10 protein-coding genes and 2 pseudogenes are annotated in these 14,936 nt (G+C 54.9%); 1 reads left to right on the top strand and 11 read right to left on the bottom strand.

What is annotated here, in order from left to right; translation table 11 throughout:
- Positions 1-379 precede the first annotated feature (379 nt).
- From HA43_RS02485 to HA43_RS02475, 3 genes are all read right to left on the bottom strand, one after another.
- Positions 380-703 carry a YebG family protein gene (locus tag HA43_RS02485; RefSeq protein WP_094110876.1) on the bottom strand — a complete coding sequence of 108 codons (324 nt, stop codon included), beginning with the start codon at positions 701-703 and terminating at the stop codon, positions 380-382.
- Between the two features lie 71 nt (positions 704-774).
- Complete coding sequence (locus HA43_RS02480; protein WP_034829783.1) at positions 775-1,569, bottom strand: SIR2 family protein; 795 nt, start codon at positions 1,567-1,569, stop codon at positions 775-777.
- The gene (locus HA43_RS02475; protein WP_040113457.1) at positions 1,566-2,126 is read right to left on the bottom strand and encodes a non-canonical purine NTP pyrophosphatase; all 561 of its coding nucleotides are present in this window, start codon (positions 2,124-2,126) and stop codon (positions 1,566-1,568) included. The genes HA43_RS02480 and HA43_RS02475 overlap by 4 nt, the downstream gene beginning before the upstream one ends.
- 337 nt (positions 2,127-2,463) lie before the next feature.
- Here HA43_RS02475 and HA43_RS02470 point away from each other — a divergent pair, with 337 nt between their 5' ends.
- Positions 2,464-3,858 carry an EAL domain-containing protein gene (locus HA43_RS02470; protein ID WP_094110875.1) on the top strand — a complete coding sequence of 465 codons (1,395 nt, stop codon included), beginning with the start codon at positions 2,464-2,466 and terminating at the stop codon, positions 3,856-3,858.
- On the opposite strand, the gene HA43_RS02465 is transcribed toward HA43_RS02470, so the two are convergent.
- The 8 genes and pseudogenes from HA43_RS02465 to fhuE form a co-directional block, all read right to left on the bottom strand.
- Positions 3,852-4,754, bottom strand: coding sequence for an ABC transporter substrate-binding protein (locus HA43_RS02465; RefSeq protein ID WP_094110874.1), 903 nt, complete (start codon positions 4,752-4,754; stop codon positions 3,852-3,854). The two genes, HA43_RS02470 and HA43_RS02465, sit on opposite strands and share 7 nt — an antisense overlap.
- Positions 4,754-5,548: an amino acid ABC transporter ATP-binding protein gene (locus tag HA43_RS02460; RefSeq protein WP_040113455.1), complete on the bottom strand. Its 795-nt coding sequence runs from the start codon at positions 5,546-5,548 to the stop codon at positions 4,754-4,756. Before HA43_RS02460 ends, HA43_RS02465 begins: the two co-directional genes overlap by 1 nt.
- A pseudogene (locus HA43_RS02455) lies at positions 5,532-6,457 on the bottom strand (amino acid ABC transporter permease). Before HA43_RS02455 ends, HA43_RS02460 begins: the two are co-directional and overlap by 17 nt.
- Positions 6,458-6,467: 10 nt before the next feature.
- A complete protein-coding gene (locus HA43_RS02450) occupies positions 6,468-6,977 on the bottom strand; it encodes a GNAT family N-acetyltransferase (protein WP_094110873.1) in 510 nt (169 codons plus the stop codon).
- Positions 6,978-6,986: 9 nt separating this feature from the next.
- Positions 6,987-9,250, bottom strand: a pseudogene (locus HA43_RS19110) (NtaA/DmoA family FMN-dependent monooxygenase).
- Positions 9,251-9,416: 166 nt separating this feature from the next.
- Positions 9,417-10,412, bottom strand: a complete 996-nt coding sequence (locus HA43_RS02435) for an MsnO8 family LLM class oxidoreductase (RefSeq protein WP_094110870.1) — start codon at positions 10,410-10,412, stop codon at positions 9,417-9,419.
- Positions 10,413-10,600: 188 nt separating this feature from the next.
- The gene (locus HA43_RS02430; RefSeq protein ID WP_094110869.1) at positions 10,601-11,800 is read right to left on the bottom strand and encodes a glycosyltransferase; all 1,200 of its coding nucleotides are present in this window, start codon (positions 11,798-11,800) and stop codon (positions 10,601-10,603) included.
- Between the two features lie 648 nt (positions 11,801-12,448).
- Positions 12,449-14,623, bottom strand: a complete 2,175-nt coding sequence (gene fhuE / locus HA43_RS02425; RefSeq protein ID WP_094110868.1) for a ferric-rhodotorulic acid/ferric-coprogen receptor FhuE — start codon at positions 14,621-14,623, stop codon at positions 12,449-12,451.
- Between the last annotated feature and the right edge of the window lie 313 nt (positions 14,624-14,936).

Raw genomic sequence — 14,936 nt, 5'->3', positions numbered from 1 at the left:
GCTCGTAGGGGTCGCATTTATGCGACCCTGGCATATAAATGCCGCCCCTGGGGATTAATTAGGTATTTCACTGGCGGGTTGATCTGGCGCAAGAACTTTGTGCGCAACTGCTGTCAACGTATCTCCTGCAGGCTTTCCGCCCTTACGATTACAGGAGCATACAATGACAGGTAAAATGGGGTTAACCGGTTTTTTACTGGTGTGGCTGGTTTATGTTGTCTGGATGGTGAGCTACTACTCGGGAACCTTTTCACTCTTTTCACACTGATAAAATGGCCCGCATGCCGGGCTTTTTCAGGCTTAATCAGAAAGTAGCAAAGGTGAGTAAGGCGACAGCAAAACGCCGTCAGGAAGACGGCGCCGGGGTGCATCACAACGATCAGGCCGCTTTAACCGCGCGCACCTTTTTTTCAGGGGCAGAATCACTCTCTTTCACGTCAGATTTAACGTCTTTGTCTGCCGCCGCATCAGGCAGTTTGCTGGTGCGCAGAATATGCTGTACCGCGTCTTTCTGCTCTGCCAGCAGCATGCCCCAGGTTTCCGCTTCCGCATCCGCCAGCTCTGGCTTGATCTGCTGCAGCCAGTCGGTAAAGGCATCTGCCATATCGAGCATCTTATCCCAGGCATCGGCATCTTTTTTACTGGCAAACGTCATCTTCTCTTCACCTTTTCTGACTACAACATATTTGGTTTCGACTGCCATGATGCACCTCATTAACTGTATTTATATACAGTATATTCTGTTATGCAGCGATGAGCAAGTCTGCCCGCGTTTCAGGCAAGCAATTCCTCCAGAAAGGTGGCCAGCGCTTTTCGTGGGTCATCCTCTTCCGAGACAATCATCTCAATTCCCCACTGCCCCAGTACCTCTTTAGCCACCGGATTATTGCGATTGGTAAAAAGATACGATTTAGGCCGGGCCGTTGCGAGTCCGGTTCGTCCCCACATTTTAGTCAGCCGGTAGAACAGCAGGCGGATGTTGAAATCGCTTATGCTGTAGCCAACAAACAGCACCGAGTTACCCATCACGTCGTGCGTCAGTTTGATATCCAGTGGGGAATCAAAATAGAGACGTTCAAAATAGCTGCTCTCATCCAGCACAATCGAGGTATCGTCATCGAAATCGCCGTGAAGTTTAATGATGTGGCGCTTATCTTCAGTGAGTGAGACGAGATCGGCGGCGTTAGCCACTTTGCTATAGGGGACGTTGTGCGCCTCGTGAGCCATCTCCAGCCAGCGATCGTAATTGGTGGTGTAGATGCGCGAAAAATTACCCTGGGTGATCATGGTATGGATTTCGGAGCTGCGCACATCGATATCGGGCCGGTGCCACTCGCGATCCATCCAGCTGCGCAGCGGCCCCAGTGAGCCTTTGCGCTGCTTGTAATACTCCGCCAGCGACAGGTGTGTCCCGTAGGTGTTGAATATTTTCGGATCGTAGCCCAGCTCTTTTGCCAGATGGGCAATCAGTTCGTGCCACTCCGGCAGGCCAAGATTGCGGGAGATGCCGGCACCGGCAAACAGGATCAGTTTACCGGCATCGTAGGCGCGTTTGAGTTCAGGCTTCATACATAACCCCGCGCGGTTTTGAGAAAGGCGGCAAAGCGATCCAGCGCCAGGCGCCGATTGGAGATCTCATTCTTTAGATCGCCCATTTCAGCAAAGGTCTGCGTATACCCTTCCGGGATAAACACGCAGTCCCACTGAAACTCCTGCGGCCCGGCCGGCTCTGGTGCAATGCGACCGCGCAGCTGTCCTTCAAACTGATACATCTTGCGACCATCGCAATACCCCAGCACGGTTTTTGCCGTCACGCAGGGCGTATCAAGGCCGCGTACCAGTTTGGTAAAGCGATCGGCATTGAGCCGGCTCCAGAAGATGCGCGTCAGTCCGGCTGGCAGACCGTTAAGCCCGTCCAGAAACAGGCCGGTATGCTCGACAAACAGCGGCCGCCCGATAATGGAAAACGCTTTGGTGAGCTTATCGCGTACCAGTTCAACCTCATTTTCCGTCTGGATCTCCTCAATCCGCCGCGCGATAGGCACCACTTCCACTCCTACCGGTTCAAGGATGGTACGCACTTCAGAAAGTTTGAGCTCGTTAGCCGATAAGAAACGAATTTTCATTGCAACCAGTAATGTTAAGTAGGGTTAAACTGCATTAGTGAGGTGATCCGGCTGTTTTCCGCCTGTTGTTATATTTAGCACATCCGCCTGTGCCGGGAGTGATTCTACTCTGTGACCGGCAGAAGGAACAACCGCGCGCGCAATTTAGCGCAGGCAGATAGCGGTTCGCTTCCGTGAAAAGTTGCGCGATAACCCCCCGCCACGCATAAATATCATCTCTAATGTCAAATCTCCGGAGCAGATCAACGTGCAGAAAAAGCGCTGTGACAGCCGTCTCGCTTAGCACTAAGATAGCGCTCCTGAATACAATAAAACTAATCAATTACAGAGCAGAGTGATGATCGCGTTTTTGACTGCGGGCTATTCGCGTGTACGTAATTTGCCCTTTAGCCTGAAGGGAGAGAGCGCAGAAAAGAAGCTGCGCTTTACGCTGCTGATTGCGGGGGTGGCCAGCACTACCTCAGGCATTTATATGGCGCTGCTTAACGCCCATAGCCGTTCGCCAGCAATACCGTCGCTCTACTATCTGGGCGTGGCGCTGGGTCTCTATATCTGCGCCGTTGCCTTTCACGGCAAACTGCAGCGGCATCTGGCGATCGTCACGCATGCGCTGCTGTTTATCATTACAGCTCTGCTGCTGCTGGACAATGACCATCCTGCCGTTAAACCTTCTGCGTGTAATTATCTGATCGCGCTGACCATCGGCTCGGCACTCGTCCTGCGGCAGCAGCCGCGCTATCTCAGCAAAATATTTCCGCTAATCTGCCTCGCCTGTTACCTCATTTTTACCCTGACCGGCCTGACCTGGCAGCAGGGATCGTTTCATTTTGCGCTGCCGGCGGAAGCCAGTTTATACATTGTTAACTGTATCGTGCCCGTACTTTCTCTGCTGTTGACCGCGCTGACCTTTCGCGGCGATTACTCTGAAACTGACCTGATAAAGCGCGAACTCTCTGCCGCTGTCAGCCAGGATCAGCTCGAACTCTATTTTCAGCCGCAAGTGGATGCCGGTAAACATCTGATCGGATTTGAAGCTCTGCTGCGCTGGAAACATCCGGTTAAAGGATTTATTTCACCGGACGTTTTTATCCCGGTAGCGGAAAAGAGTGGCCTGATGATTGAGATTGGCCGATGGGTTATGGAGCGCACGCTGCAGCATATGGCTGCCTGGGAGAGTCTCCGGCACGGCGACAGCCTGGTGTTTTCTGTCAATATCAGTCCTCTGCAGCTAATGCATCGCGACTTTACCGCTGAAACTCTGCTGCTGCTCTCGCGTTACAGGATCCAGCCACAGCGGCTTAAATTTGAGATCACCGAAAGCACCTTTATCTACGATCAGCAGCATATCAGCTCTGTTATCGCGCACTTCAGCCAGCTCGGCGTAAAATGGGCGATCGATGATTTTGGCGTCGGTTACTCTTCGCTGAAATCGCTCAGCGATTTTTCGATTGATGATATTAAAATTGACAAGTCGCTGATTATGCACATTTTTGAAAATGAATCTGCCGCTATTGTGGTGCATAAAACCATTGAGCTGACGCGCGAAATGGGGCTGAACGTGCTGGCTGAAGGCGTTGAAAGTGAAGAGATGTTTCACTACCTGCGCAGTCGCGGATGCCAGTTCTTCCAGGGCTATTACTTTGCCCGGCCTCTGCCAGCGGCAGAGGTGATAAGCTGGGTGAAAAAATATCAGGGTGAAAAACGGGGCCGCAGTGCGACCCGTCTTTACTGATAAACGATGCCCGGCGGATTGATCTGCGACTGCGCTACCGCCTCATCCTGCTCTCCCCAGCGCGTCAGTACCTGCTGATACTGTCCGCTGGCGATGGCATGATTAACCGCCTGCTGCAGCGCCGGGGCCAGCCCGTTACCCTTTTTGGTTGTGACGGCCACCCATGCCCGATACGGGCCGTGACCAACAACCGCTGTTTGCCCGCGCGACGCCGCTTTCCACGCCGCCACCGCCTGCGGGCCAAAGGTGGCATCGGCGCGTCCGGACAACAGCGCGAGCGTGGCAGAAGCGTCATCATTAAGATAGACAGGCTGCACCGGCGCTAATCCCTCCTGGCGGTTTTTCGCATCCCAGCCCAGCAGGATCTTCTCCTGATTAGTACCGGACCCGACAATGATACGCCTGCCCGCGACATCCTGACGTCCGGTAATCGCAGAGATGGGACTCCCTTTCCGTACGGCAAAGGCGTGGTTGTCAGCCCGATAGGTGGCAAAGTCAAATTTGCGTTTACGCTCCTCGGTCACGGCGATATTAAACATGGCAACATCATAGCGTCCGGCGCTGATGCCCAGCGGCCACTCCTCCCACGAGGCGGGCACCAGCTTTAGCGTAAGGCCCAGACTTTCAGCCAGAAGTCGCGCCATATCGGGATCGCTGCCAATCAGCGTTTTGTTATCTGACGCCCATAATCCGATGGGCGGTGAGTTAGTGGCGCTGGTTGCGACCGTCAGAAAGCCGGGGTGAACAAACGCATAGTTCGCCGGAATTCTGGCTATCGCCTGCGGATCGGCGGCGATATGAATCGCCGTTTCATTATTAGCCGCATCCAGCGCCGCGCCCTGCGCGGCTGAAAACAGCAGGCCGGATGCCACCAGCGTCAGGATGAACCGCTTCATCACAGCACCCGGGCCAGAAAACGTCGGGTGCGCTCGTGGCGTGGCTGATTCAGCACCTGCACGCTGCTGCCCTGCTCAACCACGCGGCCGTCAACCATAAACACCACGTTGTCTGCCACTTCACGCGCAAAGCCAATCTCATGCGTCACAATCACCAGCGTGGTGCCGGAGCGCGCCAGCTTTTTAATGACGTCCAGAACCTCACCCACCAGCTCCGGATCCAGTGCCGACGTCGGCTCATCAAACAGCATTACGCGCGGATTGAGCATCAGCGCACGCGCAATCGCGATACGCTGCTGCTGACCACCCGAAAGATGGCGCGGCCAGGCGTCAGCTTTATGCCGCAGTCCCACCGTGTCCAGCAGCTCACCGGCGCGTTCAATCGCCGCACGTCGCGTAAGCTGACGATGTGCGATCGGCGCTTCAATCAGGTTTTCCAGCACGGTCAGGTGCGGAAAAAGATTGAAGTTCTGAAAAACGTAGCCGACGTTGACCCGCTGACGCAGTATTGCCCGCTCTTTAAGCTCATAGAGTTTATCGCCGCGGCGCTGATAACCGATATAGTCATCATCAATCTGAATAAAGCCCTCATCGACCCGCTCCAGGTGATTGATGGTGCGCAGCAGCGTTGACTTACCCGAACCGGAAGGCCCGAGAATAACCGTTACGGATCCCGGCGCCAGCGACAGCGAGACCGCGTCCAGCGCTTTGTGTTTACCAAACGACTTGCTGACGCCGGTGATGGTAACCGCCCCGGCAGCATAGGACGGGCGATAATCAATGGCTTCGGACATGAGAGCGCTCCTCAATAACAGCAGGGGTTGAATAACGATTACGCCACTGCCGCCAGCGCGATGGCTGCGGCTCGCGGGTTACGCTGCGCGCCAGCGAGCGTTCAACGCTGTGCTGCAACAGCGACAGTACCGTTGTGATAATCAGATACCAGGCGGCGCCCACCATCAGCAGCGGGATCACCTGCTGAGTGCGGTTGTAGATCATCTGAATGGTGTAAAACAGCTCTGGCATCGCCAGCACGTAAACCATCGACGTCCCTTTGGCCAGGCTGATGATTTCATTGAAGGTGGTTGGAATGATCGCGCGCAGTGCCTGCGGCAGGATGATGCGGAAGGTCCGGCGCGCAGAAGAGAGTCCCAGCGCTGACGCCGCCTCAAACTGCCCCTGGTCCACGCCGAGGAACCCGCCGCGGATAATCTCTGCGCTATAGGCGCTCTGCACCAGCGTCAGGCCAATCACCGCGGCCGGAAACTGGCCCAGCACATTAATGGTCTGGAAGTGACCCCACGACCAGGGCGTAAACGGGATCCCCAGCGATAACGTGTCATAGAGGTAGGAGAAGTTATAGAGAATGATCAGTACTACAATCAGCGGCAGCGAGCGGAACAGCCAGATATAGCCAAACGCCAGCGTACTCAGCAGCCACGAGGAGGAGAGCCGGGCCAGCGCCAGCAGACCGCCGAAAATCAGACTCAGTACGGTGCCCGCCAGCGTCAGCAGCAGCGTCTGACCCAGGCCATTCAGGATCACCGGGGCAAAAAACCAGCGCGCAAATACCCCCACTCCCAGCGCGGATTGAACGCGATGGAATCCACCACCGCTGCCAGAATAAACAGCGCCGCCACGGCGCCCAGGCTGCGCGCCGGATAGCGTGCCGGCACCACGGTCAGTTTTTGCGTCTCACTCATTTTCGGCTCCTCAGCTCGCCTGTGCCGCAGCGTGGACATCAATTATCTTCAGAAAGCGCAGGCGGCCGTCGTGCGGCGGCCGGCCGTAGATCTCCATATCTTCCAGCAGGGCAAACTGCGGCTGATAGCCGTGGCCGATATAGAGGCGCACCGCCTCCGGCTGACGAAAGCCGGTGGTCAGCCAGACACGCTGATAGCCGGCGCGCAGCGCACGACGCTCCAGCTCCTGCAGGATCAGTAGTGCCAGGCCCTGACGGCGCAGATCGGAGCGCGTCCAGATGCGTTTCAGTTCCGCCGTCTGTGCGTCAAAGCGCTTGTAGGCGCCCATGGCGATAATTTCGCCATCCCGCTCCAGTACAATAAACAGGCCTCCCTGCGCAGGCAGAAACCACTCATCCTGCTCCACCTCATTCTGGCTGCTGAAATAGTCGCCATAGCGGGCAGCATATTCACCAAACAGGCCGGTAATAATCGGCTGCAGCTCTGCCGCTGCGGGTGAAACGTCACGAAAAAAATGCATATTGCCCCCTTAGTCGCCCAGGCCCGGTGGATTGATTTCCGAGCGGTCGAGCCGCTCAATGCCTTCGCCCCAGCGATTCAGCACCTTGTCGTAGTCGCCGTTTTGTATCACGCCGTTAAGCGCCGTATTGACTGGCTGCACCAGCCCGCCATCTTTTTTCACCGTCACTGCAATGTGCGCCGCTTTAGGCCAGCCGCCGTCCACGCTGCCCACCAGCCTGGTCTGCCCGTTGAGCGCCGCTTTCCAGGCGCCGATGACGTTGGGGCCAAAGTAAGCATCCGCACGTCCGGCCTGCAGTGAAAGCGTCTGCGCTGCGTCATCTTTGGTATAAACCGGGATAAACGGCTTCAGGCCCTTTGCGCGGTTTTCCTGATCCCACGCCAGTAAGATCGCTTCCTGATTGGTCCCGGAGCCAACAATAATGCGCAGGCCGGCAATATCTTCTGCTTTGCTGAGCGAAACGATTGGGCTGCTCTTTTTCACATAAAAGCCCAGTGAGTCTTTGCGGTAGGTGGCAAAATCAAAACGCTCTTTGCGCCCTTTTGTGACGGTTACGTTGGTGATCGCCGCGTCATATTTGCCGGACGCCACGCCGAGCGGCCAGTCTTCCCAGGAGGTTGGCACGACGTTGAGCTTCAGGCCGAGGCTGTCCGCCACCAGACGCGCCATATCCACTTCGCTGCCAAGCAGCGTTTTGTTGTCGTCGCTGAACAGCGTAAGCGGAGGGGAATTAAGGGCGGCCACCGCCACGGTAAACGCGCCAGGTACAGCAAACCGGTGTCCGGCCGGGATCTGCGCGATAGCCGCTGCATTTTTTGCAGTGTTAATGGGCGTCTTATTCGCCTCCACGCTGACCTGCTGCCCGTTAACGGCGACGTTTTCCGCCCCGGCAGCGCTGCTTAGCCCCAGTAACAGCAGCGCTATCAATGATTTTTTCTGCATAGCATTCATCCTGATCGTTATTATGATGTGAACTGATTTTCGGGGGTCTGCAGACCCAGACTGGCGCGCAGCGTGGTGCCCGGATAGTCGCGCCGGCTTAGTCCGCGCGCCTGCAACAGCGGGATAACCCGATCGACAAAGCGTTCAAACGTGTCGGGCGTTCCGCCCTGGATAATGAAACCGTCAGCAGCTTTCTGTTCAAACCAGTGCTGCAGGCCATCGGCGACCTGTTCTGGCGTGCCGTGAAACAGCGGCCGCGGCGTGGCCGCTTCCAGCGCGGCCTGGCGCAGCGTCTGACCGCGCACGCGGGCGTTGCGTTTTATTTCATCGGTGGTGCTGCGGAAGCTGTTCTGACCGATATCACCCAGTTCTGGGAAAGGTTCATCCAGCGGGTAGCGTGAGAAATCATGGTGGTCAAAGAACCGCCCCAGATAATTAAGCGCATCCGGCACTGAGACCAGCTGTGCGGTAGCCTGATACTGCTGCTCAACATCTGCGGCATCGTCACCGACGATCACGCTGACGCCCTGAAAGATATGGAGGTCATCCGCGGCGCGTCCGTTTTCGGCCAGCTGCTGTTTAACATCGCGCCAGAACGCCTGCGCCTCTTCCAGGGTCGCATGGTGGGTAAAAATCGCATCCGCATGGCGCGCGGCCAGCCGCCGTCCGTCTCCGGAGGCGCACGCCTGGAAAATGATCGGTCGCCCCTGCGGCGTACGCTCAATATTCAGCGGCCCCTGCACCTGAAAGAAATCGCCGCGGTGATCGGGCGTATGCAGCTTGGCCGGATCGAAAAACTGACCGCTGCGCTTGTCGCGTACAAAGGCGCCCTCTTCCCAGGAATCCCACAGGCCTTTCACCACCTGCAAATACTCATCCGCAATCCGGTAACGCAGCGCGTGTTCCGGATGCTGCTGACGCGAGAAATTTTTGGCCGATCCTTCCAGCGGCGAGGTCACAACGTTCCAGCCGGCACGGCCGCCGCTGAGATGGTCGAGGCTGGCGAACTGCCGGGCGATGGTAAAAGGATCGCTATAAGAGGTTGAGACGGTGCCAACCAGGCCAAGATGCTCTGTGACCGCCGCCAGCGCTGAGAGCAGCGTCAGCGGTTCAAAGCGATTGAGGAAGTGCGGAATCGATTTTTCATTGATATAGAGACCGTCAGCGACAAACAGAAAATCGAGTTTGCCCGCTTCCGCCTTGCGCGCAATTTTTCTGGCGTAGTCAAAACTGATGCTGGCGTCAGCCTGCGCAGCCGGATGCCGCCAGGCGGACATATTGCCTGACGCGCCGTGTAATATCGTACCGAGACGTAATTCTCTTTTACTCATTATAAACTCCTGACAAAGCAGAGCCGTCGGCAGCGCAGAGGTTGCCGGGCGAAAAAGGTAAACGTTGTTATGCAGGCAGAATCAGATCGGTGCCGGGCAACATCGCTCTCAGCGATGCCAGAATGAGCAGCAGATAAGAAAAGCGGAGCGGATCATTACGCTATCCTCAGGCCGCAACCAGTCGCGCGGTGGCCAGCAGCTCCAGGGATTTAAACCGGGCGGCTTCGTCAGCGAGTGGCGTATCGATAATAAATTCGTCAATGCCGTAGCGATGATGCATCGACTCCAGCTGAGCATGCACCTGTGCAGCCGTGCCCTTTAGCAGTGACGGCGTGCGCGGCTCTATGACGTAATCCGCGTATCCTCCCTGGCGTACGTAACGTTCAGCCTGTTCCAGACTGGCAACGTTAACCGCCGGGCCATTTCTCACGCTGACGTGATAAAGACGCAGCGCATCGGTAAGCAGTTCAGCCTCTGCCGGCGAATCCGCCACAACCACCTGAACCGCTACCAGCGCACGGTCGCCGCGGCTGTGGGCATGATAGTGCTGCAGAACACGCGCCATCAGCTGCGGATCGCCGTTATGGTGCGCAGCGAACACCAGCTGCCAGCCCAGCTCTGCGGCCAGCCCGGCGCTTGCTTCGCTTGCACCCAGCAGAAACCGGCTGGCGGGGTGCGGTGGCTGTGGCGTGGCGCGCAGCGTCTCTTCGTCAGCGGAGGGAGATGCGTTCAGCCAGCTATCGAGAAGCGCCAGCTGTTCAGCAAAACTGCCTTTTTCAGCCGGGTTAACCCCGAGCTGAAGCGCCCGCGTTGAAAGCGGCAAACCGCCGGGCGCTTTACCGACGCCGAGATCGATGCGATCCGGTGCCAGCGATGACAGCAGATTAAAGTTCTCTGCAACTTTATAGGGACTGTAGTGCTGCAGCATGACGCCGCCAGAGCCGACGCGTATGGTGCGCGTCTGCGCGGCGATCCAGGCGATAAGCAATTCAGGTGACGGACTGGCCAGCTGCTCGCTGTTATGATGTTCTGCGACCCAGAAGCGCTTATAGCCCCAGCTCTCAGCCCGCTGCGCCAGTTTTAGCGAGCGCGCCAGCGCCTGTGTCGCATTTTCTCCTGCCGCAACCGGCGACTTATCGAGCACGCTTAATTGGTAAGACATACGCCCTGTCCTTGTCCTGATGAATATGGCGTTTAGTTTGCAGGCTATGATTCCGTTACGTAAAACATCATATTGTTAGTTCTATTGCTGTTTTGCGCATATCACCCGGCTGGCCGGAACAGAAATAAAAAAACTCCTGCAGCAGCTGCAGGAGTCAGATTAAAAAAAGAATAGCTGTCGGATAAAGATTAAGAGCGTTTGAGTGCGCCTGCTTCACTGCGATCAAATGAACCATGCGTATCTTTTGCGCCATAAATGGCAGAGAGCGCGCGGTTAAATTTATCCGGATCGTGGTGCTGACGGATCCTGTTTACGGCTGCCGCTGAATAATCAGCCACGCGCATCCGGTCTTCAAGTATCGCCTTAATATGTGCCTTGAGCTGCGACACAATTAATATGCGCAGCGCCATTTTCTCCGCCAGCGTATCCACATTCAGTTCAAACATATCGTTGAGCGGACAGTTGATAAGCCAGCCGCTCTGAGCCGGATTAATTTCCGGAAGCGCCCGGACGTTAGTGGTAATCACCGGACAGCCGCACGCCTGCATTTCCAGCACGGAGAAGCCATAGGTATCCTGCCAGGTCGGCAGCAATCCGACATGCGTTTCACGCAGCAGCTGCATCACCTCATCATTAGACAATGCAGTATGATGGGTGAATACGGAGCGCTCAGCTATCAGGGTTTCAATTTGATGATGGAAAGCGGCATCGTCCTGCCACTCACGATGCGCAATATTATGCTGCTTTTTAATGTCGCCGATCAGGTTAACGCCGATCTGGCCAGCTGATATCACACCCTCGTCCATCAGTTCGGAGAAAGCCATTACCACTTCGGCTCCGCCTTTGCGGTAGAACTCATTACCGACAAAGGTGAAGATCATTTTATCGGCCGCTGGCGTGCGTCCGCCCTCATAGAGCACCGGCTGCGGCGGATGCAGCACGTGCAGTTTGTCGCTAATCGCTTCCCGCTCAATGGGAAAAGCGTCCAGCAGTTTCAGCTCAATTTTTCGCGTTGCCTCTGAGATGGCGATAATGCCGGCACATTCCGGTGCTGCAACATAGTACATCAGCTTTTTTAACAGCGGATTAGCTGTTTTGGCGACGCCCGGTACCGGCAATACCCGCGGCAGCTCGGTTTCAAAGGTTGACACCCAGCGCTCGCGGCTGGTTGCCACTTCATTAAAGAGATGAACTACCTTTTTTTCGCTACCGGCTGACCATAGCGGAGCGGAAAATATAAACAGCTTATTGCGTTTCAGAATTTTCCCACGAAACGCATTAATATACGTCCAGATATTTCTGGAGTGAAAATCGATATACGTTTTCTTAACATCAGTAACAATATTTCTTTTTTCGGGATATCCCTTGCCGCTAATGATGATTTTCATTTTATACTCCGGCCATAAACTTTAAGCACTACAAACCCGGCATTCAAAAAGTTAAAAATTGCAGATCGCCCGACGAGTATAATGCTTTATTAGCCTTCATATTGGTTATTCGGATTATTCCCCGAAAATCATTTCAGCATGTTATTTTATATTAATTATTTTTACGGCAGATATTAAAATAAGCGCACTAACTTATAGCCTGCTAATTAAAAATTCCCTGTCTGAATGCATAGCGGACATTATCAATCAATTGAAATTAACGACTATTAAATCGTCTTTTGATTAACGTTGATAACATTAGCCAGCCTGGCATTATCTGATACCAGACAGAGATACAATCCTTAATAACGGGCTGGAGAGTGTAAATATGGTGGATATTATTCTTAATTATCATGCCATTAAACGAAGGCGCACCCTGCAGACCTGATTCATAACCGGACGCCTATACATGCGACCGCCTGTGATGTACGCAAAAGAGGCGCATCAATGCATAACCGCGTTAAACAGTAAGGTGCGTTACTTTGTCCGGAGATTAAAAAATCTATTCAGCCTGAATGCACTTTAGCCTAAGAGGAGAGCAGAGTGCGATGGGTATAAACCATTAGCCGCCTGAGGAGAAGAGGCGCGTTCAGAACGCGCCTGCCGGGATCAGAAGCGGTAACTCGCCGTTACCGAGTAACTGCGCGGTTCGCCATACACGATGCCGCTGCTGCCCACATTCTCGTCATACTCTTTATCAAACAGGTTTTTCAGGTTGGCCTGCAGGGAGAGATTTTTTGTCACGTCGTAGCGGGCAAACAGGTCCACCAGCGCATAACTTCCCTGACGCACACGCCAGGTTCCGTTACCTTCAGGTCCGCCGATATCTTTCCAGGTCTTTGACTGCCAGTTAACGCCGCCGCCCAGCGTCAGTTTATCGAACTGAGGCAGGCGATAGTGCGTAAAGAGATTGAAAGAGGTACGGGGCAGCTGGGAGTTATAGGCCTCACCCTTGCTGTCTTTTGCTATGTAGGTCGTACCGCCAAACGTCATCTGCCAGTTATCCGTCAGCGCACCGTTGATCTCAAATTCAACGCCGCGGCTGACAACGCCATCGGTGGTTTCATAAATAGCGCTTCCGCTCTCGCTGAAACGTCCGGTATCAACCGGCGCATTATCCAGCTCGGTTCGGAACAGAGAGATCGTGGTGGTCAGACGGCTATCAAACCAGTCCGATTTAACCCCGGTCTCATAGTTTTTACCGACAACTGGCGTCAGGAAACTGCCGCTGGCATCCAGATTATCCTGCGGCTGAAAGACCGAGGTATAGCTGGCAAACGCTGACCAGGCGTCATTGATGTCCCAGATAAGACCGCCATACGGCGTGGTATTGTTCTCTTCCAGTTCAGAGGTAATGCCCTGACGGTTCCAGTTGGTATATCGCGCCCCGACAATCAGATGCAGCGGATCGGCGAGCGTCAGGCGCGTAGCCATATAGACCGATTTTTGCCGCACCAGCTGGCTGTCCGTGGCAGGTTCGCGCGGCGACCAGTCAGGCTCCGGATAGTTGCCGTTGAAGTCGTTAAAGTTACCCAGTTCAGCAGAGGAGATGTTGGTCCAGGCGCTGTAATATTTATTATCCTGACGACTGTAGTTAACCCCCAGCATCAGCTGATGCTGGCGTCCCAGCAGCTCATAAGGGCCGCTGGCAAAGGCATCTACCGCATCCACTTTGCGCTTGCCGGTGTTATAACCGGTTCCGCCGATGACCGGATAATTCGCGTAGGCAGAGCTGCCTGCGCCGGTCACCTTATTGAAATAGCCGTCGAGATAGATCTGCTTACTGTCCAGCAGCATTTCGTTATGCGTGCCGTTGAGCGTAATGTTCCAGCCGTTATCAAAATTCTGCTGCAGATTGACGAAAACCTTGCGGTTCTCTTTATTGTTGTAAGCCCACTCCGGTTGAGTGTTATAGCCGCGACGCAGATGCGTCTGGCTGCCATCGGTATACCAGCGCGGCGCCCCACCCCACATCGGCGAATCGGTATCGACCTGCGTAAATTCGTAGCCCGCGGAAAGCGTGGTGCTCTCAGTCAGATCGGCGTCTATCACGCCATAAATGAATTTTTTCTCAAAACCGTAGCGTTCAATAAAGCTGTTTTTATCCTCATAACCAGCTACTACGCGCCCGCGCACGTTACCCTCAGGGGTGAGCGGCGCAGAGAGATCGGCAACATAGCGCTGTTTATTCCAGCTGCCGTAGCTCGCTTCCAGCGATCCGGTAGGGGTTTTACTGTCAGCGTGCTTACGTACCATATTAATCGACGCAGAAGGATTCCCGGGCCCGGTGAGTAACCCGGTCGCGCCGCGCACCACCTCGACCCGCTCATAAAGCGCCATGTCGGTCTGGGCATCACCCAGATTCCAGCGTGATGCAAACGCGGTCGGGATCCCGTCTACCATATAGTTGTCAATGAGAAAGCCGCGCGAGTAGTAACTGGTACGATCCATATCCGCCGAAACACCCCTGATACCGGTAGTGTTGGACAGAACATCATTCAGCGACTGCAGCTGCTGATCGGCCATACGCTGTTTACTGATAAGCGATACCGACTGAGGAATGTCGCGCGCCGTCAGCGCCATTTTTGTGCCTGCGCGCGTTACCGGTATGCTGTAATCCCGATCGTTCTGATTTTCCACGTCAGACGCGCTGTTTTCCACCATCAGGGTCTGTTCCGCCGCCTGTGCAACACCGGCTGCAATCAGCATCGCCAGCAATGACATTTTCAGCGCAGGTTGTGCCGTTGCAGCCGCAGCGCGGACGCGCATCGGTTTAGAAGACATAGCCATCCTTAATTCTCATTTTAGTTTATCTGTCAGCGCACCCTGCCGGTCACCTGGAGCAGGCATAGCTAAGAAAGCAAATGAGAAATATACTCATTTAGATTACTATTGCAAGAAATTGTTACTGCTTCTGACACCCTGTAATCCGATAAAAAAACCATAATTTTCATTTTGATGCGATGCGGGTTAGGTGCGGAACGTGACAAGGGCGGCATAAATGCCGCCCCTACAGATGCCCCCGTAGGGGTCGCATTAATGCGATGCGGGTTAGGTGCGGAACGTGACCAGGGCGGCATAAATGCCGCCCCTACAG

It is taken from the genome of Pantoea eucrina, assembly GCF_002095385.1.
GTDB classification, from domain to species: Bacteria; Pseudomonadota; Gammaproteobacteria; order Enterobacterales; family Enterobacteriaceae; genus Pantoea; species Pantoea eucrina.
This window is presented reverse-complemented; position numbering and strand designations above follow the sequence as displayed.